30 protein-coding genes are annotated in these 23,827 nt (G+C 53.1%); 13 read left to right on the plus strand and 17 right to left on the minus strand.

Features of this window, described 5'->3' with window-relative positions; all coding sequences use genetic code 11:
- Positions 1-9: 9 nt before the first annotated feature.
- Together RBB62_RS15635 and RBB62_RS15640 are read right to left on the minus strand one after the other, a co-directional pair.
- Positions 10-1,083 (minus strand): hypothetical protein, encoded by a 1,074-nt coding sequence (locus tag RBB62_RS15635; protein ID WP_309399958.1) that lies wholly within the window; start codon positions 1,081-1,083, stop codon positions 10-12.
- Between the two features lie 14 nt (positions 1,084-1,097).
- Positions 1,098-5,765, minus strand: coding sequence for a PA14 domain-containing protein (locus tag RBB62_RS15640; RefSeq protein WP_309399959.1), 4,668 nt, complete (start codon positions 5,763-5,765; stop codon positions 1,098-1,100).
- A gap of 446 nt (positions 5,766-6,211) precedes the next feature.
- Between RBB62_RS15640 and RBB62_RS15645 the strand changes: the two genes are divergently transcribed.
- From RBB62_RS15645 to RBB62_RS15655, 3 genes are all read left to right on the plus strand, one after another.
- Entirely contained in the window at positions 6,212-7,132 is a 921-nt protein-coding gene (locus tag RBB62_RS15645; protein ID WP_309399961.1) for a hypothetical protein, read from the plus strand.
- Positions 7,133-7,234: 102 nt separating this feature from the next.
- Complete coding sequence (locus RBB62_RS15650; RefSeq protein ID WP_309399963.1) at positions 7,235-7,477, plus strand: hypothetical protein; 243 nt, start codon at positions 7,235-7,237, stop codon at positions 7,475-7,477.
- Positions 7,478-7,630: 153 nt separating this feature from the next.
- Positions 7,631-8,848, plus strand: a complete 1,218-nt coding sequence (locus RBB62_RS15655) for a helicase associated domain-containing protein (RefSeq protein WP_309399965.1) — start codon at positions 7,631-7,633, stop codon at positions 8,846-8,848.
- Between the two features lie 24 nt (positions 8,849-8,872).
- Here RBB62_RS15655 and RBB62_RS15660 read toward each other — a convergent pair whose 3' ends face one another.
- Positions 8,873-9,718 carry a hypothetical protein gene (locus RBB62_RS15660; protein ID WP_309399966.1) on the minus strand — a complete coding sequence of 282 codons (846 nt, stop codon included), beginning with the start codon at positions 9,716-9,718 and terminating at the stop codon, positions 8,873-8,875.
- Positions 9,719-9,863: 145 nt separating this feature from the next.
- Here RBB62_RS15660 and RBB62_RS15665 point away from each other — a divergent pair, with 145 nt between their 5' ends.
- Complete coding sequence (locus tag RBB62_RS15665) at positions 9,864-10,454, plus strand: hypothetical protein (RefSeq protein WP_309399967.1); 591 nt, start codon at positions 9,864-9,866, stop codon at positions 10,452-10,454.
- 20 nt (positions 10,455-10,474) lie between these two features.
- Entirely contained in the window at positions 10,475-11,059 is a 585-nt protein-coding gene (locus tag RBB62_RS15670) for a hypothetical protein (RefSeq protein WP_309399968.1), read from the plus strand.
- On the opposite strand, the gene RBB62_RS15675 is transcribed toward RBB62_RS15670, so the two are convergent.
- The 7 genes from RBB62_RS15675 to RBB62_RS15705 all read right to left on the minus strand — a co-directional run bounded on the left by RBB62_RS15675 (position 11,060) and on the right by RBB62_RS15705 (position 14,968).
- Complete coding sequence (locus tag RBB62_RS15675) at positions 11,060-11,428, minus strand: hypothetical protein (RefSeq protein WP_309399969.1); 369 nt, start codon at positions 11,426-11,428, stop codon at positions 11,060-11,062.
- Positions 11,428-11,670, minus strand: coding sequence for a type II toxin-antitoxin system RelB/DinJ family antitoxin (locus tag RBB62_RS15680; protein WP_309399970.1), 243 nt, complete (start codon positions 11,668-11,670; stop codon positions 11,428-11,430). Before RBB62_RS15680 ends, RBB62_RS15675 begins: the two co-directional genes overlap by 1 nt.
- A gap of 63 nt (positions 11,671-11,733) precedes the next feature.
- Positions 11,734-11,967: a hypothetical protein gene (locus tag RBB62_RS15685; RefSeq protein ID WP_309399971.1), complete on the minus strand. Its 234-nt coding sequence runs from the start codon at positions 11,965-11,967 to the stop codon at positions 11,734-11,736.
- Positions 11,968-11,971: 4 nt separating this feature from the next.
- A complete protein-coding gene (locus tag RBB62_RS15690) occupies positions 11,972-12,427 on the minus strand; it encodes a hypothetical protein (RefSeq protein WP_309399972.1) in 456 nt (151 codons plus the stop codon).
- On the minus strand, positions 12,424-12,798 hold the full coding sequence (locus RBB62_RS15695) for a hypothetical protein (RefSeq protein WP_309399973.1): 375 nt from the start codon (positions 12,796-12,798) through the stop codon (positions 12,424-12,426). Before RBB62_RS15695 ends, RBB62_RS15690 begins: the two co-directional genes overlap by 4 nt.
- Positions 12,795-14,126, minus strand: a complete 1,332-nt coding sequence (locus RBB62_RS15700; RefSeq protein WP_309399974.1) for an ATP-binding protein — start codon at positions 14,124-14,126, stop codon at positions 12,795-12,797. The genes RBB62_RS15695 and RBB62_RS15700 overlap by 4 nt, the downstream gene beginning before the upstream one ends.
- Positions 14,123-14,968 (minus strand): DNA adenine methylase, encoded by an 846-nt coding sequence (locus tag RBB62_RS15705; protein ID WP_309399975.1) that lies wholly within the window; start codon positions 14,966-14,968, stop codon positions 14,123-14,125. The genes RBB62_RS15700 and RBB62_RS15705 overlap by 4 nt, the downstream gene beginning before the upstream one ends.
- Positions 14,969-15,143: 175 nt before the next feature.
- Between RBB62_RS15705 and RBB62_RS15710 the strand changes: the two genes are divergently transcribed.
- The 7 genes from RBB62_RS15710 (at position 15,144) to RBB62_RS15740 (ending at position 19,189) form a co-directional block, all read left to right on the plus strand.
- On the plus strand, positions 15,144-15,716 hold the full coding sequence (locus RBB62_RS15710) for a hypothetical protein (protein WP_309399976.1): 573 nt from the start codon (positions 15,144-15,146) through the stop codon (positions 15,714-15,716).
- A gap of 344 nt (positions 15,717-16,060) precedes the next feature.
- Complete coding sequence (locus RBB62_RS15715) at positions 16,061-17,332, plus strand: tyrosine-type recombinase/integrase (protein WP_309399978.1); 1,272 nt, start codon at positions 16,061-16,063, stop codon at positions 17,330-17,332.
- A 70-nt stretch (positions 17,333-17,402) separates the two neighbouring features.
- A complete protein-coding gene (locus RBB62_RS15720) occupies positions 17,403-17,588 on the plus strand; it encodes a hypothetical protein (RefSeq protein WP_309399979.1) in 186 nt (61 codons plus the stop codon).
- 26 nt (positions 17,589-17,614) lie between these two features.
- The gene (locus RBB62_RS15725) at positions 17,615-17,908 is read left to right on the plus strand and encodes a hypothetical protein (RefSeq protein WP_309399982.1); all 294 of its coding nucleotides are present in this window, start codon (positions 17,615-17,617) and stop codon (positions 17,906-17,908) included.
- Position 17,909: 1 nt separating this feature from the next.
- Positions 17,910-18,365, plus strand: coding sequence for a hypothetical protein (locus tag RBB62_RS15730; protein WP_309399983.1), 456 nt, complete (start codon positions 17,910-17,912; stop codon positions 18,363-18,365).
- Positions 18,366-18,380: 15 nt separating this feature from the next.
- Entirely contained in the window at positions 18,381-18,701 is a 321-nt protein-coding gene (locus RBB62_RS15735; RefSeq protein ID WP_309399984.1) for a hypothetical protein, read from the plus strand.
- A gap of 239 nt (positions 18,702-18,940) precedes the next feature.
- Entirely contained in the window at positions 18,941-19,189 is a 249-nt protein-coding gene (locus RBB62_RS15740; protein WP_309399985.1) for a hypothetical protein, read from the plus strand.
- 22 nt (positions 19,190-19,211) lie between these two features.
- Here RBB62_RS15740 and RBB62_RS15745 read toward each other — a convergent pair whose 3' ends face one another.
- The 7 genes from RBB62_RS15745 to RBB62_RS15775 form a co-directional block, all read right to left on the minus strand.
- On the minus strand, positions 19,212-19,871 hold the full coding sequence (locus tag RBB62_RS15745; RefSeq protein ID WP_309399986.1) for a ribonuclease H-like domain-containing protein: 660 nt from the start codon (positions 19,869-19,871) through the stop codon (positions 19,212-19,214).
- A gap of 83 nt (positions 19,872-19,954) precedes the next feature.
- The gene (locus RBB62_RS15750) at positions 19,955-20,248 is read right to left on the minus strand and encodes a hypothetical protein (RefSeq protein WP_309399988.1); all 294 of its coding nucleotides are present in this window, start codon (positions 20,246-20,248) and stop codon (positions 19,955-19,957) included.
- Positions 20,249-20,310: 62 nt separating this feature from the next.
- Positions 20,311-21,477 carry a DUF790 family protein gene (locus RBB62_RS15755; protein WP_309399990.1) on the minus strand — a complete coding sequence of 389 codons (1,167 nt, stop codon included), beginning with the start codon at positions 21,475-21,477 and terminating at the stop codon, positions 20,311-20,313.
- Positions 21,477-21,899 (minus strand): helicase-related protein, encoded by a 423-nt coding sequence (locus RBB62_RS15760; protein ID WP_309399991.1) that lies wholly within the window; start codon positions 21,897-21,899, stop codon positions 21,477-21,479. The genes RBB62_RS15755 and RBB62_RS15760 overlap by 1 nt, the downstream gene beginning before the upstream one ends.
- A 22-nt stretch (positions 21,900-21,921) precedes the next feature.
- Positions 21,922-22,791, minus strand: coding sequence for a DEAD/DEAH box helicase family protein (locus tag RBB62_RS15765; RefSeq protein ID WP_309399992.1), 870 nt, complete (start codon positions 22,789-22,791; stop codon positions 21,922-21,924).
- Between the two features lie 94 nt (positions 22,792-22,885).
- Positions 22,886-23,071 carry a hypothetical protein gene (locus RBB62_RS15770; RefSeq protein ID WP_309399993.1) on the minus strand — a complete coding sequence of 62 codons (186 nt, stop codon included), beginning with the start codon at positions 23,069-23,071 and terminating at the stop codon, positions 22,886-22,888.
- A 286-nt stretch (positions 23,072-23,357) separates the two neighbouring features.
- The gene (locus RBB62_RS15775; protein ID WP_309399994.1) at positions 23,358-23,492 is read right to left on the minus strand and encodes a hypothetical protein; all 135 of its coding nucleotides are present in this window, start codon (positions 23,490-23,492) and stop codon (positions 23,358-23,360) included.
- Positions 23,493-23,548: 56 nt separating this feature from the next.
- Here RBB62_RS15775 and RBB62_RS15780 point away from each other — a divergent pair, with 56 nt between their 5' ends.
- Complete coding sequence (locus RBB62_RS15780) at positions 23,549-23,812, plus strand: hypothetical protein (RefSeq protein WP_309399996.1); 264 nt, start codon at positions 23,549-23,551, stop codon at positions 23,810-23,812.
- Positions 23,813-23,827: the final 15 nt, after the last annotated feature.

Genomic DNA, 23,827 nt, shown 5'->3' on the forward strand with positions numbered 1-23,827 from the left:
ATTATACCCTCACTCACCTAATTGTATTTTATCCAATTTTGACTGTGCCGCATTTCGGATTCGATTATCCGACTTCGAGTTGCCAGCTGTAATCGCCAAAGCCCGCAACCGCTCACTGGCCAGAGGATGGTTACGCTCAGACCACTTCGCCAGACGACCGGCAGCAGCCACCCGGACAGCGTATTGCGCTGAAGAATTCTGCGCGATATCGGAAGTCATCAACACATCTTCATTCTCGGGCGCGTCAGGCAACAGGCTCAGAGCAGTAATGCATGAAGCCGTGCATGCTTCAGGCGAAGCCGCCAGTCTCCTGGACGCCTTGGCCATAACCCCGCGCCCAAACTCCGGATAATCATCCGCCAAGTTATTTAGAACGATCAGAGCGGTTCCCGACAAAGGGGAATCTTCCATAAACAAAGCCTGCGCCAACGTCCGCTGCATCGCCCGCCGCAACGGCATATCAGGATTACCGGCGTTGTCCCCGATTGGCCACATCGAGCGGTAATACTCCGCGAAATATTGTAAAACATATTCACGCCAAACGATGTCCTCAGACTCATCATGCACTATTTTCAGCATCAGCTTGCCCAGGTCTTCGGGCATGGGCGACTGATCCAGAAGACAAACCAACGCATCATTCTTATGGGAAAGGTGCTGAAGATTCTCAGCGCCATATTCATCGACCTTCCTCACCAGCAGAAAGGACATGAGCGCAGCAACATCTTCGCTGCTGATATCCTCAAAGCGCATTTCACGCAGCAGGCTGTCTTTAAGCCTGAAATCGCCGTCATCCTCAACCAAGAGCTTCAAGCTCTGGGGATAATCCTCGACCGGCAGAGGCTCCGCGCCCAGCTTCAATGACGACTCAACGCCCTGCAAAGATGTTTTAAGTTGATTCTGCTGATTGCCCCGCCCGGGCGAAGCAGCGCTGGCCTCACGCTCAAAGTCACTGTCGCTATAGGCCCGCTCAAATTCCGAAGATGCGCTCGCGCCAGTCTTATCCGCAGGGATTGCCCAAAGAGATTGAGCCACTACGCTGAAGGTAAGGCAGGCAAGAAAAGATGTCCGTTTTATAAAATACATATGCTGAATTCCCTTTAGCGTCGGCCAAGATAAAGACTGTCCTGATATGCTTTGATTCGGTGGCACGGCCCGCCCCCGACCTCAGTCGGTTTGATGAAAGAAAAGGAATAAACCCCCAGTTCACTAAAGTCGTTATTCGTGAGAAAGCGTTGCCTCTCGCCATCGCTCAGGACCACGCCAGCCTTAAAGACATCAATAAGCACATCTGTTGAATCTGGCAGTCCATACATGAAGATAGTGTTATGCACTTCCCAGGTTGACTCATCCAATTCCACGGCAGGCAGATAGCCTTCCACCGCAGCTCTCAACCAAAATGCATTCGTTGGCGCCGTTGCCAAAACAGGGCCGCCTTCTTCGAGACGCGCCGTGATTGAAACATCGGCATAGGCTTCTTCCCGCCCAAGGACAAACGCAGCGATTCCACCCGAATGAGATTCAAGACTTAGCAGCATGCCGTCAGCGTCAAAGGTTATGCCTTCAGGCGCCCCCTCCCACTTCCAGGGGCGGAGACGCTCCGTCCAAATCGTCGGTGAGTCAGTTGGCGGGGCAATGCCCACCACGGTAACAATGGCCGTCGCGGGATATTCCGTCAAATCAGACGCCACATAAACTGCATCAATGAGATATTCACCTGATTCGAAGAAGGCGCGCACAACGGAATCCGTGGCGCCAGAGGCGATTTCCACCCCATTGATGCTCACCGAAAAGGAACCACCCAGTTGTCCTTCGGGTAAAGCAAAGAGCTTCAATGAATCGCCTTCACGAATTCGGATACTCTCCACATCAAACAGGTTTGTCGGCGCCCAATCGATCTGGGCGCTTTCAATGTAACCGCCATCCTGGAACGAAGCAGCGATCTCCGTTGGCTCATCCTCGCTCAGTGGCACATTCGCATACCACCGGTCTTTGCCAGTCCGAATGGGATCAATGCCCTCTCCGAGTGAAAGGCGTGATAAAAACCGGGCGTCACCCTCCAGGCAGTATGGAGAAACGTAGGAAACCGCCGTCAGACTGTCCAATGACGCAACTTTGGCAATTTCCGCCTGTTGCCAGCTCTCGAGGTTCTCCGGAGCCTGTTCCACCGGTTCTTCAATCGTAAGCGATTCCAGCATAATCGCATTGCCAGAGTACACATTCATCCACCTCAAAGAAAGTTGGTGCGCACCTGCTAAAACGTATGGCGTGCGCAGATAAGCGGTGGTTTGCTTTGAACCCGATCCACTCGCATCAGTCTCAGTCGTCCCAATTAGCTCACCATCCAGATACCACAGAAATACGATTGGCTGATCAACCGAGGCGGCAGTATCCTGAATTCGGATGAAGGAATTCTTTAGCTGATAGATGCCGTCCTCAAGCAGATCGACATTCCAGGAAATACGCCCTCCTCCTTGGCCAGCGCCAAGCAGAAATAGCCCGGTTGATTGCCAGAAACCACTGTCAATGGCCGCTGTGTTTCCGCTAAGTTCCACTAGCTGCTGCCACGCAACCGACTCGGCCGTCCCGGGATCGGTTCCCAGTTCGTGGATTTCGGTCCAATCCCCGTAACCATCGCCATCGGTGTCAGCAAAGCCGGGGTGTGAACCATATTGCAGCTCTTCATAATTGAGCACTCCATCGCTATCTTTATCACCGGAGAATCCGTCCACGCCATAGCCTGCAAGCGGGTCGAGTCCAACGAGGGTTTCCCAGTCATCCGGCAAGCCATCCTGATCAGCGTCATTGGGCGTCTCAGAAGCGGTCATGAGATGCTCTCCTGGCACAACAATCCGTGCCTGTCCGGGATATGACCAGGCAACGGAAACGTGGTCGCGTCCAGTGCTTTCTTTATGAAGCACTTCAAAATAGTAGGCTTCTCCGGCTGTTAATTGTATTGGCGCTGAGCGTTGCGACTGAAATCGATCCCAATCCTGAAAGCTAACCGTAGTATCGAGCATTGCGATTTGCTGCTTGCCAAAGGTGGTCTCATCCGTGCTGAGCCATAGTTCTGAATTGTTATCCGAAGCCAACCAGAACGTGTACTCTCCAGAGACAGGTGCAATCAACACTCCCCTGATTCTTGCGCCATAGTTGGACTCACCTGGGTCGTTGTTTTCAGTGGTAAGCTCGCTCAACAGGCTCTGCCGATCAGGTTCCAAAGGAAATTTGGAATGCCCTGTCAATGCGTCGACGGTCTTTCCACTCAAATGCGTCCATGTATGCCAGTTTACAACCCCAGGCAAAGCGTCCTGCTCAACGCTTGATGGGTCCAAACCGAACAGGAATTCATCGAGATTTGATAAACCATCGCCATCCAGGTCGTCCGATCCGTCATTGGCCAACAAATCCAGTCCGTAACCATGCTCCCAGTAATCCGGCATGCCATCCTCATCTGAATCTGACGAATTCAGATTACTGCCTAGCAAACGCTCCAATTCATTATTTAAGCCGTCTCCATCGAAATCCATGCCTGCGGGCTCATAGCTGGAGACAAGAAACTCGTCAAAATATGCAGAGCGCGTCTCTTCTTCTGCCGCCACAGCCTGCAACGCCCTGAACCTTGAGAAGGTCTGCAGCGAGTCATCAACAAAAGGAATGTTCCTGACTACAATCACCCCGTTAATCGCCAAAAGCCACTCCTTGGCTTCATAATCCAGGAACGCCGCATAGTGATTCCACTCTGTAGCCGTGACACCCGTCGCCACTTTCAACCATTCTCCAGCATCTGGGTCAAACACCTGCAAATCATTTTCAGTAGTAAAGCCAAACACGCCGGCAGTAGGGCCGGTAAGCGAGGCTGGGTCGGGCAGCACGCCAGCGCTCAACTTGGCGCGAAAGCTCAGCCACACCTGGTTCAACTCACCCGCTCCAACAAAACGTTTCATTTCCGCAATGGAGAATTCATCGCTGGTCAACTCAGCTTCTTCTTCGGGCGTCACATTCACGTTGGCGGCATCCCAATAATTTTGCCCGTTTAGTCCGGCGCTGGCATAACCCTCGCTTACCGCAAAGCTCGTCGCCCAAAAGTGCCCGCCATTGCCATCATCCGCCAACGGCGCAATATCAGGGTCTGCCATCAAGGGGTCCTTGCCATACAGCATTTCCAGCCCGTCTCCAAAGCCATCGGAATCCGTGTCATATAGCTCCTTACTCGTTTCACCAGCATCGACAACGCCATTGGCGTTCAAGTCTTCCAGCGCATTGATAAGACCATCCCCGTCATTGTCCAATTCAGCCGGCTCAGAGTAGCTCACGCTAAAGGCATCCAGGGCGCTGCTGCCACTGGCCCCTGTTTTCATGCTGAATTCCGTAAAAAACGGAACAGAATAAGCATAGCCCAGATTCTCTTCCTCGCGGACGCCATCTACCCAAATCGCCCATTTCTGGAGAGAGTAGTCCAAATATACCGTAAGGCGGCGCCAAGCGTCTGCCTCCAGGACTGGCGCGTCCAATGCGCGCCATGCACCGCCCCCCTGGCTATTTCCGTCAAAAACCATCAAACGACCGTCTTCAGAAAAGTAGAAACCAACCGAAGAACCCTCATCCAGCGTGGGCGCATCACGCAATGGCCGCGCCATCAACTGAAAATCGACCCAAACCGGACGGAAGGCATCGCCGGAAAACAAATTGGAGACTTCAATTTCCTCCTCCTCTGCCTCAACCGATAGAAGTTGAGCGCCTTCATGGGGATTATCCGAAGCGACAGTCGCTAACGTAGACGACGCCAGCCAATTGCCCCCACTCAAAGGGCCTGATGAATTCGATTCAAATCCCTCCCAGAATGGAATCGCAGTAAATACGTAATTATCCAAGGTCAAGGGGTCCGCATTCGTCGCCAGCTCTCGCCAGTCACTCATGCCGTCGCCATCGCTATCGGGATCGCCAGCGTCAGTGCCGAAGAGGTATTCCGTCAAGTTCGTGAGACGGTCAAAATCCAAATCGCCATAGCGGTCGTTTAAATTCACATTCATACCCTGAGCCGTTTCATAGGCGTCAGGAATCCCGTCCAAATCGAGGTCAGCGAAGATGGGATTGACCTCGCCAGCATAAAAGAAATCAAAGCCAAGACTAGCCTGCCCATCCGATGAAATGCGAAAACTGCTGAATGATAACAGGCTGGCGTCCAAGAATCCCAAATCGACCAAAACCAATTGGTCATCGAGGTAAAGATCCCACGTTTTCGTTGAGTAGTTTAAGCGGTAGGTGAAACGATGCCAGTCAGCGCTAGCGCCAGAAGAAAGAACATAGCGCTCCCCAGAATAAATCCATTCGCCACTGCCAGCGCCATCGCCATGCATCGCAATGACTTCGCCTTCTTCGCTCACGCGCACAAAGCCAGTTTGGGCGGAAAGACCAGGAAAGGGACCGTTAGGCAGATCATCCACTTCGCCCGCTTCGGGCTTCAAATAGAAATCAACGAAAACAATCGGGCCTTGCTGCCCGGTAAAGCTGGCCTCAATGACGTGGGGCGCATCAATCAGGGTAAAAAACAGGGCCTGCTGACCCGAAGCTGAGTCAAGATCGGTGATTTCCGGGGAGCCCGCCTCCACCTGCCAGTTGGAATCCGTCGTAAATGTCCCAACCTGGTATCCTTCTGCGGGCTCAAAATCCGTCTCAAAAGGCAGTACCGTCTGCCCAAAGGCCGTATTAATGGTCAGGCAGAGCGAAATGCACCCTGCCAGTCGAATGGTATTGACTCGCCGCATAAGGGGAACTTTCTTTGCGAAATTATCGCTTACTTGCGGCCTGATTTATTCTTACGCTTGTCGGCAAGGACCATTAGCCCTGTGGTGGTAAGGAGTATAGTCCCTATGCTGGACATCTCAATTAGCGTGCCCCCTGAAGTCTCACCGGCGAAGGCCAAGCTTGGCAGCATAAGAAGGAGAAAAGAGAACAGGCGAATTTTCATGGCGATTGCGATTGATGTTTTTAGTAAAGTGTATCATTTGCTGCCAAATAATGGGGGACTGCAAAATTAGCCACCAAGCTGGTTGAATGAGCTATGCCGTCAATGGTTATTTTGCACCATTAAATCAAAATTTTGTTAATCAATGCTTTGCGCACTATAATTTATTTTGTCAGCTCATGCGTTAGAGCCTGCTTATCACTGCTATAAGCAGTAGTCCCTAGAAAATCTTCACCGCCAACTGACATGAAATTCAACGCCGTCCGCTTGTTCGCGATCGTCAATGTCCTGATCGTGGGCTACTTGTTTTATGAGCTCTATCAGATGAAGCAGCCGCCATCGCCAAAGGCGGTTCCGGTAAGCCAGCCTCCTTCCGGTGAGTTAGAAGTGGATGTGAATCAGCTGGTTGCGGAATCGATTGACACGGAAATACCATCTGGTGAACGTTTGCTGGCCTTGCGTAAAATACCCGCCAGTGAGCTCTCCGAGACGCAAATCGCTCGAATCATCGAAGTGATTTTTAGCGATAATTCCAACGATCCCGTGTTGGAGACACTTGAATTAAGGAGTCAGGCAGGGGGAATACTCCTCCGCTCGAAGGTGGAACCAGAATCGCTTATTAACCGATGCTCATCCATCGCCTTAGATCAGGACAAAGCGCTGCCACTACGCAATCAATCATTAATTTTGCTGTATCAATTGTTCGGTCAATCTAATGAGACCAATTCCGCAATCAAACAGGTGTTTGATCGAGTCCGCGCAGAACTGTTCACCGACCGGTCCAGTTCGCTGGCCGCCACTGTGATTGAGGGCGACGCCTACCTGCTGGAGCGTCAGTCCAGTCTGGTGAATCGAGAGGTCATGCAGGAGCGGGTACTGCGCGGTCTGCGTGATTTGCGCTCCAGTGAGGCGGTGCAACTGATGGCCCTACAGGTCGCGGCGAAGCACGGTATCGTTTCAGTCCGAGAAGATGCGGAGGCAATGGCGCAGGCCCACGAGTCACAGGCGTTGACTTTGGCGGCCCTTAATGCTGCCGCCGCGCTCGGTTCCCCGAAGTCTTTTTTCGAATCGATTGCCTATGAGGACAGCAATTTGGAACTGGCGCGTCTCAAGGCAATTGGAGTCGCATCGGTGGAGGCAGAGCAGACTCGGGTGAGCACTCAATAGGCTATCGCCCCTGAGATTTGCGGGCTTTCGAGAATCGAGTAGCGAGGAGATATCGCTTAACTTTCGAGGCGTTGTTTCCACTCACCACTTGATTCTGCTGCCATGAAGACGATTCCTGCTGCTACGTCCCCAAGGCTTATATTGCCAGTCATCCAATTTGAACCGGATGTCGACGTTCCGTTCGATCTGTACGAGCGTTTGGCCCGGTTTGCCCAAGAAAAACTGAACGCCTACCACTCCAGCGAACCCAACGCTGCCCACTACATTGCCGCGACGGCTCATCTTCATCAAGTGAAGAAGGAACTAATCGAGCTCTGTCGAATCCAGGATAAATTGTCCGCTTGAGCGGAATTAGCGTGCTGACTGATTGACGATAGCCTTTGATTGGAGCTTGGGCTTGATGCCGTTATGATGCTTAACTCGGCACTGACTGCTATACTGACTGCTTGCTTCTCCCTCTCGATGAAATCGGCTCCACAACCGGATCTTCCATGCAAAATGTCCGCTGCTCGCTGGCGACGGCTTTACCGTGAGTATTGCCAGGCCAAGGAAGATGCCGGGGGCAAGCAACTGCGCCGCAGCAATTTTCAGGGCAAGCCACTGGGCGAATGGATGCACTACAACGACGCCCGCTATTCGGAATTGAGTGTGAAGCAACTGCGCGATTTATCCGAGGCTCAGTACAGCTACCGCGATCGGAATTTGATGGCCTGGTTGGAGAGGTATTTGGAACTGTGTGATTTTCAACAGCAGCAGGGCCATTGTATCGTGGGGCCGGACCACAGAACCCTTAACTTCTGGGTTCGGGCGCCGCGCCAGCGCCGCGCTCAATTACCCACGGATCAGCGGCTGATGCTGGAGCGCCTTGGATTTTCCTGGGACCCACTTTATGAGCAATGGATGGGGCACTATGAGGAGCTTCGGGCGTTCATGGAGCAGCATGGTCACTGCAAAATTCCTGTCAATGAACCGCGATATGAGCAACTGGCCTGCTGGGTCAAAAAGCAGCGGACGAAGCGCGAGCGCATGGAGCCGCGCCGGGTATTGCTCCTGGATAAAATAGGCTTTGTTTGGACGCCCTACGATGATGAGTGGGAGGCTAATTTCCAGAAGCTTAAGGCGATTTACGCCAAACACGGTCCACTGGCCACCGCTACGGTGGATCCGGAATACCAGGAGGTCTCGGTGTGGGTGGATGTGCAGCGTTCACGCCAGCGTGGATCTGGCGGTTTCAACCCCTTGACTGATGAGCAGTTGGCAAAGCTGAAGTCCATCGGCTTTGTTTTTTACAAGTGGGAACACCTCTGGGAGCAGGCCTACGCGGAGCTGAAAGCCTTTTACGAGGAACATGGTCATCTCCGGCTTCCTCAGCTCAGCACGCGGAACCGCGAACTGCAGGCGTGGATGCTCCATCAACGTCAGCGCAAGGCATCTGGCGCGATGCCACGCAAACAGGTCATTTTGCTCAACCAGATTGAGTTTTCATGGGGCGTGCAGACCGACCGATGGGATGAGCAGTTCGCCGCGCTCAAGGCGTTTAAACAGGAACATGGCCACTGCCGCGTCAGCCCTCAAACCAATCCGTCGCTCAACAAATGGTGCCGTAAGCAGCGCGTCCTCCGGCGCGCAAACAAGCTGACCAAGCGGCAAATCAATCGCCTCAAGTGGCTTGGATTTAATTGGGGCAGACCACAGAAAACGATCAAAGCGGATTAACTTGGGCGCGACTTATCTGGCAAGCTATGGCGCAAAGAGGGAGGGCAGCAGTCCCGGATTAATCTGATATTCGTCTACCTGAATGCTTTCGGGAAAACGTCCATCCGAGTAGGTGAATGCGATCTGGTGGGGCAGTCGCATGGAGTCCACTTCCCGGTAATCCGCGAAGGTTGCTTCGATTATTTGCTCGCCCTGAGCCAGTCGGCTCTTCGCAACCAGCTGCGTATCGGAATTCAGCCAGACCTCATACTGGAGTTCCGAGTCGCTCCATACTAAGCGATAGGCGCCATCGACCTGTTGACTAACGGACACATCTGTGCCTTCGCCTGGCCATTGGCCCAGCGGCATGCCGGGGGCTAGGCGTGAGTGGCGCCAAAGGCTCTCCTCCGCCGGTTCCAAATCGCTGGTTGAGCCATTGGATATACGAGAGCGCGTTCGCCGCACGGTTTCTCCGTCGCTGATGTATTCCAGCCTGATCTGATGGGTTTCGGCGATTTCTCGAATTTTATCTTCATCGCGTCGCATCAATGAGAATTCCGCGACATCGCCATTGCTATAAGCAAGCGTGCCTCGCGCAATCAGGGAATGCAGGTCAGCTTTCTGGTCGCCATAAGTTCTCTGCCGATTAGCTTGGAGTAGCCGCCATGGATCGATGGTCCCGTCTGACTTATGAATTGGAGGCAATTCTTCTTTAGGCTCAGCGGTTTCAACTTCAGCTTCAACGACAGTGGAGGAGGGCACCTCTTCCTCTTCGGCAAAGGCATTGCCGATCAGAATAAATACTGGGATTAGGACCAATTGAGCTAACCCGCCAAACAAGGCGATTTTGATAAGCAGGCGATGATCCCATTTGCTGGCGGTTCGAACCATAGTCGATTTCCTAGCTCAGTGATTCCGTATGTCGAGCCAAGCGCAAAGTTGCTTGAGGATATTCGGGCCGCATCTCAGCGTACACCACTGATTTGGCGACAACCCTTTATAGCGGCATTCGTTGCTTCTCTCTGGTGATACCAGAATGGCAACCAGAGGATTAATTGGATTTCGGCTCAATGAAGCCGACAAACTCGCCTACAACCATTACGATTCCAACCCGGAGCACTTGGGCTCAAGAATCTGGGAAGAGGTGAGGGAAGTGGACCCAGATGCGTGGGACATAGTGCGTGAGCGGGCGCGAAGCTTGGTAACGATCAGCGAACAGCGACAGCTCGGCCCAAACGATGGCATGGTGATCGCGGAGATGCGCAGGCATTTACCGGAGGTCAAATACGACCGTCAACCCCGGGATTATTATGACCTGTTCAAGCCGGTTCAGGGAACGTTGAGACCCTATCTGAATGGCAAATTGACCTTCATGGCGGACGGGAGTGATTTTATTTACGACAGTCTGCACTGTGAATGGGCTTACATCGTCAATTTGGATGCTCATGCCTTCGAGGTATGGCGCGGAAAACAACTGAATCCGAGCGAGGAGGGAGCCAAGCGGTATGACATGGGGCCGGACCGGATGGGTTACTATCCGTGTGCGCTGCTCAAATCATACCGGCTGAATGAACTGCCGGATAAAAGAACGTTTCGTAAAGACACGACCTTGCCAAAGTTCCCGTAATCCAGCGAGGAACCATCCTGGTGCTCTACGAAGCATCAGGAGTCTTTTCTACTCTTTACCGGAATCTCGGCTATCACGTTGTTCAGGTTGACCAGCAACTGGATGGAACCGATGTCCGGCTTTTGCCCAAGCAATACGCTGATGTCGTCGGCATTCTGGCCTTTCCGCCTTGCACGCATTTAGCAGGCAGTGGCGCTCGCTGGTGGAAACAGAAAGGCGATGCGGCATTACTGGAAGCGTTGAGCTGTGTGGATGCCGTGTTTCGACTCGTTCAGATTTACCGGCCTCATTTCTGGCTGATCGAAAATCCGGTTGGGCGACTTACTCGATTCATTGGGAAACCAGCACACATGTTCCATCCTCATGAATATGCTGGGTATTTGGAAAATCCTTCCGTGGAGGCTTACAGCAAGAAGACTTGCCTTTGGGGGCATTTTCGAATGCCAGAAAAAAAGCCGGTTCCACCTTTGCATGGCAGTATGATGGCGAAGTTGCGTGATCCAGAGACCGGTAAGTTCTACTCATTTACTTCGAGAGAATGTAAAAACTGGCGCAGCAGGACGCCACTCGGATTTGCCCGGGCGTTTGTGGAGGTCAATTCATGATCAGATTTCCAGGGTTTCAAACCTGCCGTTCTCAATGTCTGTAAGCAACACATCCAGATGCTTGGACAATTGCGTTTTGAACGCCTTGTTTTTGATGGTGATATTTTCTCCAACTGGATCGTTCTTATTCCGGTAAAACAGAAGAAAGAGATCGCCTTCCTCGACGACCAGCATGAAGACGATGCGTTTGGCGCCGGCTGGCGAGGTCGCATAGGCTTTGAGCAGCCTTGTTCCCTTGGGCAAATCCTCGCCTTTAATTGGTGTAGTCAGGTCAACACGGGCTGCGCGCAGTAGAACGCTTTTATCCTGATCGGGAATGGTTTCGCCAAATTCTAACTGGCGAATCGAATAGCCAACGATTAGCGCCATTATTGTTTGCGCTTGCGCCAGACTTTGGCCACGGCGTCCATTTTGCGCTGGGTGGGCTGGTCTACTTCGACTTCCTTCAGGATGACGTCCGGGGCCTCCAGAGAGAAGGGGATGCTGCGGGTTTGCACAATTTTATTGAGATACAGGCGGATGGCAGTCGGCATATCCAAACCGATATCCTCCAATACCTGATCGGCGTTGGAGCGTAATTCATCGGGCACTCTGACTTGCAGCGTTTTCATTGCGTAATGTAGTGAATTTGTAATGATATTGCATTGAATGAGCCTCTGGATCAAGCTAATTCGTCAATCGCGCCTGAGGTGCGGCCAGTAGACAATGTATTGCAGTCCCAGGTTATCATATTTGGCGCCCTTGATTCCCTGCTCGGCAGCTTCTTCAATGCAGGTTACGATTTCCTCGCAAACGATGCCATAGCACTTGGCCCCATACATAAACCGTCCACTGTAGCCCTCATAGACTTCACCGCCGATGTTCTCGGCCACTTCGTTCAAAATTTCTATCTGCTGTTCTAAATTCATGATTTCACCGGTTGTGAGTTGAATGCCCTTTGGCGGAATAATCCTCCTCGGGATTGAGCCGGTAAGTCTGACTGGCGCTTTTGAGTATTTCCTGTTTTGCCTGGGATTCCTCGAATGCATTCCAGGCTTCCATGAGCGGCTGAATGAGCCGGAGCAGATCATGCCAGCAGGCCTGATCCTGGGAGCGATTCTCCCGCTCCAGCGCGAAGCCTTGGGATATGAGCGAGGATTCCAGTGGCGAGGCATCCAGACGCCCGTCGTCACGTCTGCTCTCAAATGACTGTAGCATTCGTCGCACCCGACTCGCATCCGATTCCAAAGATTGAGAGGCCTCGTGATGCAGCCGCATCCGTTCGTGCAGGAATGCCACGAGGACATCCAGCTTGGCCTTTTGCCGACCAGTCCGGTCGGTGAATAATTTCGTGGGATCGAAGGGGTTGTCTTCAGGGCTGGTTTTCAATCTGATGGTTTATTCGCAATCTCCGATGCAACGGGACGTTGCCGTTGCCGGTGCCGGAGGAAGATACGGTACGGTCGTTTCATGGGATTCTTTTTGGAGGGGGCGCGGTCATAGTACAGGGCTGGCGTAGATTCACTTTCGACATCGTAGGACAAGGATAGCACCCGCACCGCCATCAGGGTTGCTGATCCGCTGCGATGGCAGAGTTTCATGAGCCGGGACAGGCTTAGGGGGTAGCGATCACGCTCACGCATCTGGTAAAGCTCCACATAGTAATGGCGCACTTTGGCCAGCACCAGATCAAGCAGACGTTGTTGCCGGAGGTCAAAGTCCTCGGTAATCTCCGAGCCGACCCATTGACGCTTTCTCATGCGGTCAGATCCTCGTCCCGAATCGCGCCTGCTTTCACTTTGATGTGGGGAAACCGAACATGGCAGGGCCCGGTTCGTTCCTTGATTTTGATGATGCCTTCACCGCGTTTGAGCCGGTCCAGATACTGATCGCTGCCTCGAGGTAAAAACAGCGCCTGCCGGGCGGCGATGATGTCGGCTTCATGGGTGAGTGAGAGGAAGATGAGGGAGTGCGTGTTACCCAGCACATAGATGGGCAGCAACGATGGATGCTGGGTGATGGAGATGAGTCCCTGGCCGAAGGACCGGATTTCCCGGTAGAGGTTTTCGAGTCCACCTTGCAAACCAGCTTCCGTGACTCGGGGAAAGATGTTGTGTGCCTCTTCGAGGATCAGCACATGGCGCAGCTTTGAGGTTTCTCCCTGACCGAGCCGGTAGAGATGAATCCACCGCAGAATCGCTTCGCTGAAAAAGGTTCGCACATTTCGGGGCAATTCCTGATCGAGTTCCAGCACGACCGGTTGCTCCAGCAGGGTTTCCAGATGAATAGGCTGCCTCGAGTTGAAACTGGCGGCGGCGGGGCCGAAGGTAAAGGTCCGCAGGATTCGCAGGGCGCTGTCCCGCCAGAGCGCCTGTCGTCCACTATACCGCGCCCGTTCAACCCGGCCCCTGACATCAAACAGGTTCGGCCAGGAGCGTGCCGCTTCATCCAAATTATCTTTTTCTCGCAACTCGAATTCTCGGGCCATGTGTTCGATGAGGACATCGGCGACGCCTTGGCCGGAGACATGGGTTTTCTCGAGAATCTCCGCGAGAATTTGAATCCAGGTATGCGGATGCACGCCCGGTGGCGGTCTCAGGGGATTCCAGGCCAGCGGGGAAGCATAGCGGCCAACCGTGTACACTTTCAGATTCCGCAGCTCGACATGCTGCTTCAAATTCCGGTAACTTCGCTTCCAGTCAATCGCTAGCCAAGGAACTCCCTGCTTGCTGAGCTGGATGAGTAAATGGTAGGCTATGTTTGTTTTACCGCTACCGGTGGTGGCGAAGACGCCCATGTGCCTGGTCAGGTCTTTGCGTTTCAGCCGCAGTGGGGAAGGGGGCCTTCCCGGATACAGCGCTTCACCCAGATACAGATCGCCAAAGGACGCGCTCGGAGGCGTGAGCCAGATCTTGGCGTCACTGGCGCCGCTGCCCAAATGCCGCAGCCCCATAAGTTGAATGAGGTTAGCCGCTTCCATTTTCTGAACTGGTGTTTCCGCCAGTGAGTATTGAGTCCAGAGCGCATCAGCGCCATCTCCGATTAGCGGACGGAGCCGCTGGCACATGCGCCGGAGCTCTTCGCTCAAGCCTTCACCTCATCCAGATTGTGGATAAAAAGTTCTTTGCGATCCGCGTTTCGGGTGCCCTCAACTTTTCGGGAATTGCCCAGCGAATATTTGGTGGTCACTTCCTCAATGGTGAAGTCCTGGAAGATTTCCCGCACCTCCGGGGTGTCGTTGAGCGACAGGATGAATTTGCCTTTCACTTCCCGCAAGGCATTCCGCAGTTTCAGAAAATCGTCTTTCGAGAATTGAACCGCGTACATCTTTTCGCAGTCCCAGTACGGTGGATCGATATAGAAGAACGTGGTTTCGGAATCGTACCGGCGGATGCACTCGCAGGCGTCCAGATGCTCAATGGTGGTCCGCGCCATTCGCTCATAGGTCTGCCGTAAAATATCCTCAGCAGCCAGCGGATGGAAGGAGTTGGGCCGCACACAACTGGTTCCGAAGGTTCGTCCGGTGGTCTTGCCGCCATAACCCATTCGCTGGAGACGGTAGTAGCGCACAGCCCGTTGCACATCAGAGAGCAGCCTCGGGTCCTGCGCGTTGTCCTGCTGGAAGCCTTCCCGCGAGATGGTGGTAAATTCGAGGCACCGCAGGAATTCAGGAAGGTGGTGCTGGATCACCCGCCAGAAGGTCACCAGTTCGCCGTCCATGTCATTGAGCACTTCTACTCGGCTGGGTTTCTTGGTGAAAAACACCCAGGCGCCTCCGCAGTAGGGCTCCACATAGCAGAGGTGGTGGGGGATCCGTTCGACGATCTGTTTCGCCAGTCTCGACTTGCCGCCCAGATAACCGAGCGGGCTTTTTAGTGGACCGCTGGGTCTGGCGTCATCGTGGTTTGGGTTTGGGGATTCGGTGGTCATCGTGAGGCGTGAGCAGCGTTACCTTTGTGAAGTGGCAACGCGCTTTCATGCTCAACCGGAATGACGCACCTTTAAAAAGAGACTCCCATGTTGGTGGGATAGTCAGCCAAATTCTACAGGGTCTCCCCACTAATACAGCGTCAAACATGACCGGCAGGGGGCAGTCCCTACCCGTATGACATCCACTTTCTCAGTTGCTAAGAAAATCATCCGGGGCAAGCAGCGCCAAGCTGTGCATGAGGCCCTGCGGGTTCCGCGCACCGGTAAGCAGATACTCGAATTGGCCCGTGAGCAGGCGCCCCGCATGACCTATCAGGACTTGCGGCACATCTTGCGTAGTTTTCAGGATCAGGGAGTCGCTGTTTGCCTGAACCCGGAAAATCAGACTGGCAGGCTGTATGTGCTGGCCAGCGAACGGGACCAACATGCGCTTTCTTTACCAGAGATAGAACTGCAAGCTAAACTGCGTCGAGCTAAAGCAAGGATGTCGGTGCTGGCGGAAATCGGCCGCGACCATACTTTCGAGCCCAAGCCGCTGACGGCTTCGCAGATTCGGAAAAACCTGGTTCCAACCCATCCTTTGGGATTGAACCATGTCCTGGCGGCGATCAAATACCTGGAGCAACACCTGCTGGTCGAAGTAGTCGATTACACCGCCAAGCGAAATCTCAAGATTTTTGATCTGACTGCATTGGGCCGGGATGTTCTGGCCAAAGCGCAAGCGGATAAGCAGGACAAGTTTCTGTAGAAAAACACCACGGGTTTACCCCCGTAATGCGACAGGCCAGGCATGCGCGATAGCTTTATAAAGAGGCGCTATTTTTCGGAGACTTGTGGCAATTATGATGGAATTAGAAAAGTATGCAAGGAAGGCTGGAGATGCGCACTCCGACAGGCGTTACCTCCGGCCAGGGCGTTTACTTAAACGTTCGACGCCCCAACCGTTTTCTATGGTTGGCGACAATGCCAGTGGAGTTTCCCAATGGGAAATTCCAGTCTGGTCCAGTTGCGATGTTGGCTGTCGTAGCAGCCATTCACTCCAGCAATGCAGCAGTAGATTTAAAGCTGGGCGCAATGAGGTGATGGGTAACGATGCCAATTGTTGACTACGCTGCCCGGGCCCGAAGATACGAAGCCCGCCTGTTTGAGGATGAGGAAATTTCCAAGCACAATAAAACCGCACTACGTCGATTTTTGGTCAGCTACGATGTCAGCGCCGGACGCCGTAGTATTTTCTTTGATAAGATTCGAGTGCTCCTGGCTCATTTCCCCAAAGTCGAAACGGCTTTAACCGACCGGGATGAGGTCAATTTGTTCTTTGCGAATCTTCGAGGGCGGTACAGCGCCGCGACTTATGCGACTTACATCAACGTGATCCGTCGTTTTCTAACCTGGCTCAATGATGGGGAAAAGCCCGCGAGTTTACGGGATGTGAAAGTGGGTCGTAATGCTTCGCGCAATAAAAAGCTTCGGGCCGAGGACATGATGACCTGGGAGGAAGGCGTGCAACTCGCGGAGGCCAGTGGTGATATTCAGATGGCGGCGATTATTTTGACTCAGCTTGACTGCGGGTTTCGTCCCTCGGAATTCCATGAACTGAATTATTCCTGCGTGAAGATCGAGAACGCTCTGGCGATCATTGACGTGCGTGATGGAAAAACGGGTGCCCGAAGTGTGGTGGCTCACCGGTGTGTGCCCGCCCTCATGAAATGGCTGGATGCCCATCCGAGCAAACGCCCCGAGGATCCCCTGTGGGTTGCTTTGGGCTCGATGCGAAAATTGCCCGGTCAACCGATGCGGGTTCAGCGTTACGGATACAAGGGCATGGTTTCTCGAATCGGGCGTATTGCGCGAAAAATATCACTGACCAAACCTCTGGCGTTTTACCCTCTACGGCATTCCAGTTGCCGTCTCGACAAAATGGCGAACCTCCCCACTGATTTGGCGGCGGAGCGGCATGGGCATACGGTGAAGCATTTTGTTGGAACATATGGCAGACTGTCGGTGGATGATGTGGTGCGTCGATTCAACAGTCACTACGGACGAGAAAGCGAATCGCCAAGCCCAGTCGAAACCATCGAGCACCATACTTGTTCAGGGTGCAAGATGGTGTTAAGCAAATCGGCGTCATGGTGTCATAAATGCGGCTTGCCAACGTCTTCTCTAGACGCGATGGAACGCTTTCATGCGCAGCGGCAGTTGAATGAAACCTCGCCGGATGCTCGATCCGATGAAATTACCTTGCTCAAGGCCGAACTTCAATCCGTGAGAGAGCGGGAGCAGTCGCTGCGGAACAACCAGGAGGAGCTGCTAAAAGAAATGCTAGAGATCCGGCGTGACCTGACTGCCGGGAGAAACGAGTAAAGATACGGTGCGGTTTTCCCAGCGATTGGCGGCAAGTGCTTAAAATGTCTGGTGGTTCGTTGTTTTTACTATGAAAAAGCAACAGACCAAACTACCAGCGTCACCCCGGCGCCTGTCGAACACACGCAAGCTTGATGACTTCATTGCCCGGATCGGAGACATCGACACCAAGGTGGAACATGTGATCTTCCGCCTTAAAGACAGTCTCTATGCTCCCAAGCAGCAAGAGGACAAAGAAACCGAGGTGAGAAAATGAACGTTTGCGCGATCAGCGGCAGACTGGTGGCCAAACCCATTTCCGCAGGCAACGAGCAAATGATCCGCTTTTTGGTGAGAACACATTTCCCGAGTAAAAAACCGGGAATGAAATTTGGTTCTACCATCGTGCCGTGCATTCTGCTCGAGGCGAGTGAAGCTCACCGAGAGATGCTGATGGGCAAGGAGTGGGATCGATTCCACATCGAACTGCTTGGTCGGGTGGTGCGTTCGGTTTATGAAAATGCTGAAGGCGAAGAACTCCACCTTACCGAAGTATTGGTGAACCCTCGTGGACTTTTGCTAAAGCGGGTGAAATAAAATGGCCGATGCGCCATTGTCCGAGAACTATCGTTTGCCTCGAGGCCCGCTCATTGAACCAGTGGCGACGTGCATGTTCTGGTGCGCGGTTGGCGTGACGATAATTGCTGCACCGATCTGGCCCTGGAACCTGATCGGGTTTCTGCCGCTCGGGTGGGCCTACTGGATTTGGCGTCATCAGTTTCTGCGGCAGTGGCGATATGTGATCGCCATTGACGAAAAGAAGCTGAGTCTCATGCGTCAGGAATACGCATGGTCGAATCTATCGCAACTCAAGATCGAGCAGAATGGATTGCTCAAACAGTTGCGGCTCACCTACCAGATCGGTCCCGAAGCGATTGATGTCGTGATTCCCAGCAACGTGATTCGGTTCGACGAACTGGCCAGACATTGCTTCGACCGGTACTTGCGACTGCAGCGAAACGGGACCGTTGGTTCGCTCAATAACAAACACTGAAAGCACACTCTGGTATTGGATTCCTCCTGGCTATTTGGAGGTCAGTTCATCCAATGCCGTGGCGATGAAATTACTTCGATTCCTATTCTCGGCGGCGGCGAGTTTGTCTATGCGCTCGACCAGATCCGCAGACAGACTGATGGATATCTGAGTTTTGCCAGCGGCACGATTGGTCGCAGCCTGTTTGCGGGCGGCCTTCTTGGATACAGTTTTCTTTTTGGTGGATTTTTTCTTAGGCATGACGAAGAGATTTATTCAGTCATTGCGTTAAATCAAGCTGGCAGTTTGCCACCGCGACTCACCCTGAATCTCGCCACTGGACAGGCGGGCGGCTAAGGTATTTAAGGGCGAATGCCCCACCATCACTAACCATTGGATCGGCTTGCCAGGGACTGCGATTTGCGATGAACACCGGGTAACGAAACCAGTAATATAAGGGTAACAAAAGCGTAATGTAATGTTACTGCCTTTCTCTGGTAACCTGCTAGTTGTCAGCGGGTTACTCGGGTGACGAAAGTCGAATAGTACCAATTTCGCAGGATTGGTCAGGCAGGTCCAGGATGGGTGGATGGAACATGGAGCGACGGGTATTGGAAAACGGTAATGTGCAGCTAAGTCTGGACAAGAATGGCGGATCGGTATTGGCAAGGTTGACAGTCGAACATGGCTGCGCCCGTTCGGCGGTGAGTCTCTCTGGTTACCGGGATGTGCTCAGCGCCCTTGCAGTTCTGGAATCGACGTTGAAGCATTTGATTGAGGAAGAACGACGGGAGATTGCGGAGGCGATTGATTCCAGTAGAGTGGATTTCGAAGGTGCGCCGTGAAGCCGAATTTTTGTTCGCTTCGCTATGGCAAAGCCTGTTCGAATGACCCGAGATCGAAGCTCAGTGTGCTCGCGTCAAATTGTGGTTTTGTGGCCCGTGTTTCCTGGAATAATAGCTTGGCTTCCGCCCACTCGACTAGTGCATCGGCCAGTGCGAAGAGATTGCGCACATCCGCTGCCGCATAACTGAGCAGTTGTTCGAGGGCTTCCTGGTCATTGTGCAATTGATATTGCCGCCAGAGATGATGCGTTCTGCCGGTTGCGGAGGCGGCTTCATTTGGCCTGGCAATGCCCAGCACCCGTTCCAGTGTTTTTAGGCTGCCGTGTAGGCCGATGGCTTGCGCGAGTAACAGGAGGTCGAGGACCGGAGTGTTTACTGGGAGTGCTCCGGGCTGCTCGGCCTTGAGTTTGGGCAGGTCATGTTTGAGTCCGTTGTAGGTGAGTATCAGTGATGCGGTTCGCAGTTCGGTTGCAATGGACTTGCTGGGCAACGCGGGATGTTTGGCAAACTGCACGGTCTCGGCGGAACCATTGGGGTGCTGCTTGCAAAGCGAAAGAACGGAGATTGGTCCGTCGATGGACTCGGTCTCGATGTCGAGAGCGACCGCATGGTCTTTATGTTTTTTGTAGAGTTCGCAGTAATACCGCACCGATTGCCTCACCATGAGTGGGTATTTAGGCAAACTGGTATATATGGTTTTCGGCTGTAGGTGACCAGTGGGAACAGGTTGAAGTTATTATTTCGGTGTCAGGTGCTGGCGTTAGCTTAGAACTTTGAAGCGAGTTTTCGAATTTGCTGAAGACCTGCGATCTGGTCATGCATCTTCAATGGTGTGGCGCGGTATGTCCCAGCAGGTTTCTGCGCAATCGCCTCTTTGGTCAGTAATGCATCCAATATCTGTTTTGTTTCGGCAACAGGCAACTGTGTTGCTTTGGCAATTGTCTCCGCGTTTATTCCTTCGGTGTCTCTACAGGTTTCGAATACGTGGGCTTCATTCATGGTAAGTGCATACCGCACCATGCTGTCGATGACATGTTCCTGTTGATCTGTGTTGGCCATAGCACCATATCAGTGCCTCAGGTATATATGGTTTTCGGCTGTAGGTGGCCAGTGGCCGTTATCTAAGGTCTGGTCGATTGCAGTGCTTCCAAGACGGCCTTCAACTGAATCGACTTACCATAGCAGATTACCGGAAGATCGCTGGGCGGCAATTTTCCCGCCATTGATTTGGGAACCGCGAGAATGATGGGAATGTTTTTGAAGGTTCGCAAGGTTTCGAGTTTTCGGTTCCAGTAGGATTCGGTCCAGAACCCGGCGATTTCAAAGAAGACTTCTTTGCCGGATTTATGGACGCACACGAAGTCGGGGACGAAGACTTTTTGATCTTGATGGAGAATACGTTCCTCGCGCATAAGTTGCCAGCCATCCCGGGACTGGTCACCCCACTTTTCCGCGAAGCTGGCTTCGATGCTCGAATCAAATTCCTCATCCGGTGTGATGGTGCTGCGCAATCGACAGTCGGAGGTCAGGGTAAAACGTGGGTTGAAGGCTGTGTTCTTGAGCTTGATCGCAGCGTTTAGCCGCCAGTCCTGACAGGCCAGGAGCGCGGGCAGAAATCGCGCCATTGCCGAGCCGTAGCGGCGGGTTTCGCGCAGCACCGATGCGGGGCCATCGAGGAGTATCCGGTAGCCGCTATCGGTTTTATCGATAGTGTGCATGAGCCGGGCCAGCTTTGCCTGACGGATGACCTGCTTGAGATCGCGCGTAACATAGAGCTCCAGTTCAATCGCATCAAAGAGCACGCCTTGGGTTTGGGCGACGTTGTAACGGGCTAAGAGGTCTTCTGGCGATGCGTACCCTTCGAAACTGCTGAGGCGCTGAAAATGCAGGACGTCGGAGAAGAGGTTATCTTCGATGTCCTCCCAGGGGAGCTTGAGTGTTTCGGCAATGGCCGTTTTTACTTCTTGCTGTGGTTTCCCAAAGATGCTTTCGGTGGACTCGTAGATGAGCGGGTGACTCTTGGCGGCTAGCGCATAGACTTTCTGGCGCAGCTTCGTCCACTTATTTCCCCGTTCATAAGTCGCGCCCTCATCCAGCAGTTTTTGAAAGGCCGCGACGCGTTTGGGAGGACAATTGTCAACGTCATCGAAAAGGGCATCGATTCGTCGGTGCAGTTCTTTACGCGAGAGCCCGATTCCGGTGCGGTAGACATTCAGCATACGCTCTGCCAGCGGTAGATACTGCTTATTCTTTGCGCGTGATCCAGTCCGGTCGAACCTGCGGGCCATCAAAGTGGTAATAAACTTCCTTTTTGGTAAGCATCGGTTCTTCGGCGTTTGCGGGAGCGTTGCACTTCTCCGGTATTATCGCAGACGATTTCGTAGAGAATGGCCTGAGCGTTGCCGCTGGGTCGCAGGATTCGTCCCAGCCGCTGGATGGCCTGCCGGGTGGTGGATTTTCCGCCGAGCACGATGGCGATCTTGGCGGTTGGCACATCAATGCCCTCATCGAGCACCTGATTGGCGATGATCGCCTTGAATTTCCCTTCACGGTAGCCTTCAAGAATGAAGGCGCGTTCGTCGCTGTGGCAGTGATCGAGCAGGCAGGGAATCAGAAACCGGGAGGAGAGTTCATAGGCCATCTGGTTGGAGCCGGTGTAGATGAGGGTTTGCGCATCGGCGTGCAGGCATAAGAGTTCTTCGAGTATCACGATTTTGTTCGCCGCCCGGTCCTCAATGGCGGTGCGGGCTCGCTTGGCTTTCAGCGCTTTGCGGGCGGCAAGCTCCGTGGCGCTCTCGGCATACGCATCCTTCCAAGCAAAGTTTGGATCGTTTTTCGTTTATCGGCGACGAACTGCTGGATGATTTGTCCGAGCCGTGTGTATTCGATTCGTTCAATTTCGTGAGTTCAACGGGGATGCGTTTGACGCGATGTTTCGCCAATGAATCCGTTGGAACCTGATCGAGTGGCAGCATATAGATGATTGGGCCGATTAAGGATTCACAGTCGGTGCTTTCCGCTGGGGTTGCCGTCAGTCCCAATCGATACGGGGCCGCCGACATTCGCGCCGAATCGCCCAGCACGGGTCCTGGCAGGTGGTGGCATTCATCAAAGATCAGACACTGGAACTGGTTGCCCAGTTTGGGCATATGAATGCACGCGCTTTTATAGGTGGTGACCGTGAGTGGCTGGAGGTGGAAATGGGTATCGCCAATGACGCCAATTTTGCAGTCGAAAGCTTGCTGGAGCCGTTCTTTCCATTGATACATGAGCGCTTTGAGCGGACAGACAATAAGAACCGAACACTGTAGTTCTGCGATGATGGAAAGCGCCACTTCGGTTTTGCCGGTGCCAGTGGGCATGACCACCATGCCACGCTTGTTTTGGAGCCATGCGCTCTTGGCCTCTTGCTGGTAGTCTCGCAATGGTTTGAGGTGTAGAGTGGACAGAGACGTTGGGAGCCATGCCGGGATTGTGTCGATGAACGGGATCCGTGTACTTTGGAGCGTGTGGTAATGGATGGCATCGCAGACAACCGCTGCGGGGATCCTCGTTCCAGTTGGCCGCTGTGCACAAGTCGCTCTCCAGCTCGAGGGGAGCACAGAGCGTTCCCTGATCGAAATGCAGTGTGGGCGGCGTTGGCATCCTTCCAGTGGAAGATACTGGCCCGCTGATGTCGATACTCCTGTGGCGCCCTTATCGGTTACTGAGCTGTTCTCTGATCTGGAGTGCCCGTCGCTCAATCATGGCGCCCAGTTCGCTCAAGGTGTCAGGATCGATGGTGATGATGTTGCTATCGCACTGACCAAAGGCGTTGAGCAGGGAGCCAAACGTGGCGATTTCGGCGGCTAGCGTGTCAATCTGCTGGTCGATCTCATCCATTTTCGTTGACCAAGCAGGCAAGCTCCGTGCTAGTCGAGCCCCGAAAATAAGTATTTAGGCTCTGCCATATTAGGCGGTCTACTGCATGGGGCGAAAGGTCTTTGCATTTTGATTCTAAGTTGACAGTGGGGTATTAGTATCCACCTTGTTTCGCATTATCTTCTCCTACGGGAGATGGGGTAACAAGCAACGAGATAAAGTAGAAAACAATGACGGGCGGCTTAGGGGTAGGTCGCCCGTCTTCAATGTACGATTAGGAAAGGGGCAGGGGACTTCCCGATGGCCGTCACTGCTGATTGAGTAACTCTCGAAGGCTTTGGGCGATGTCGTGCAGTTCATTGGCAATCAGCAGATTGCTTGCGATAAGCCGTGCATCTGCTGGAATGTGTTCCAGATCCTTGACTGAATATTTTGCTGTCATGTTGCATCGGTATATCGATGTAGCAGTTATATATAAACCTTCTCATTTCGTAGGTCATGAGCTGGTATGAATTTAAGGAAATCCACTGCACGCACTCGGTCCTGCAGCGATTGAGCACTGAGGCTGCAACGTATTCTAGGTTGTTTAAACTAACGCAGGTATCCCACACCACCCTGCAACGGGTGCTGTCGGATTTGATTATTGCAAAGGCTATTGTGAAAATCTCTGCGAAAGAAACCCGGCGATTGTATGAGATTACGGCCAAAGGCAAGAAGCTTGATATACATCTGGATGCTGCGATGCGATTGTCTAAGAAGTGAAACGCAACGCAGGCG

It is taken from the genome of Cerasicoccus maritimus, assembly GCA_031296935.1.
GTDB lineage: Bacteria > Verrucomicrobiota > Verrucomicrobiia > Opitutales > Cerasicoccaceae > Cerasicoccus > Cerasicoccus maritimus.

Coding starts and splice junctions, on each gene's coding strand:
- RBB62_RS15650 (WP_309399963.1), top strand. CDS start 7,235: ATGAAGACGATTCCTGCTGCTACGTCCCCAAGGCTTATATTGCCAGTC.
- RBB62_RS15715 (WP_309399978.1), top strand. CDS start 16,061: ATGCCAATTGTTGACTACGCTGCCCGGGCCCGAAGATACGAAGCCCGC.
- RBB62_RS15780 (WP_309399996.1), top strand. CDS start 23,549: ATGAGCTGGTATGAATTTAAGGAAATCCACTGCACGCACTCGGTCCTG.
- RBB62_RS15770 (WP_309399993.1), bottom strand. CDS start 23,071: ATGGATGAGATCGACCAGCAGATTGACACGCTAGCCGCCGAAATCGCC.
- RBB62_RS15775 (WP_309399994.1), bottom strand. CDS start 23,492: ATGACAGCAAAATATTCAGTCAAGGATCTGGAACACATTCCAGCAGAT.
- RBB62_RS15755 (WP_309399990.1), bottom strand. CDS start 21,477: ATGGCCCGCAGGTTCGACCGGACTGGATCACGCGCAAAGAATAAGCAG.
- RBB62_RS15655 (WP_309399965.1), top strand. CDS start 7,631: ATGTCCGCTGCTCGCTGGCGACGGCTTTACCGTGAGTATTGCCAGGCC.
- RBB62_RS15665 (WP_309399967.1), top strand. CDS start 9,864: ATGGCAACCAGAGGATTAATTGGATTTCGGCTCAATGAAGCCGACAAA.
- RBB62_RS15675 (WP_309399969.1), bottom strand. CDS start 11,428: ATGGCGCTAATCGTTGGCTATTCGATTCGCCAGTTAGAATTTGGCGAA.
- RBB62_RS15660 (WP_309399966.1), bottom strand. CDS start 9,718: ATGGTTCGAACCGCCAGCAAATGGGATCATCGCCTGCTTATCAAAATC.
- RBB62_RS15645 (WP_309399961.1), top strand. CDS start 6,212: ATGAAATTCAACGCCGTCCGCTTGTTCGCGATCGTCAATGTCCTGATC.
- RBB62_RS15710 (WP_309399976.1), top strand. CDS start 15,144: ATGACATCCACTTTCTCAGTTGCTAAGAAAATCATCCGGGGCAAGCAG.
- RBB62_RS15640 (WP_309399959.1), bottom strand. CDS start 5,765: ATGCGGCGAGTCAATACCATTCGACTGGCAGGGTGCATTTCGCTCTGC.
- RBB62_RS15705 (WP_309399975.1), bottom strand. CDS start 14,968: ATGACCACCGAATCCCCAAACCCAAACCACGATGACGCCAGACCCAGC.
- RBB62_RS15720 (WP_309399979.1), top strand. CDS start 17,403: ATGAAAAAGCAACAGACCAAACTACCAGCGTCACCCCGGCGCCTGTCG.
- RBB62_RS15695 (WP_309399973.1), bottom strand. CDS start 12,798: ATGAGAAAGCGTCAATGGGTCGGCTCGGAGATTACCGAGGACTTTGAC.
- RBB62_RS15680 (WP_309399970.1), bottom strand. CDS start 11,670: ATGAAAACGCTGCAAGTCAGAGTGCCCGATGAATTACGCTCCAACGCC.
- RBB62_RS15685 (WP_309399971.1), bottom strand. CDS start 11,967: ATGAATTTAGAACAGCAGATAGAAATTTTGAACGAAGTGGCCGAGAAC.
- RBB62_RS15635 (WP_309399958.1), bottom strand. CDS start 1,083: ATGTATTTTATAAAACGGACATCTTTTCTTGCCTGCCTTACCTTCAGC.
- RBB62_RS15740 (WP_309399985.1), top strand. CDS start 18,941: ATGGAGCGACGGGTATTGGAAAACGGTAATGTGCAGCTAAGTCTGGAC.
- RBB62_RS15730 (WP_309399983.1), top strand. CDS start 17,910: ATGGCCGATGCGCCATTGTCCGAGAACTATCGTTTGCCTCGAGGCCCG.
- RBB62_RS15750 (WP_309399988.1), bottom strand. CDS start 20,248: ATGGCCAACACAGATCAACAGGAACATGTCATCGACAGCATGGTGCGG.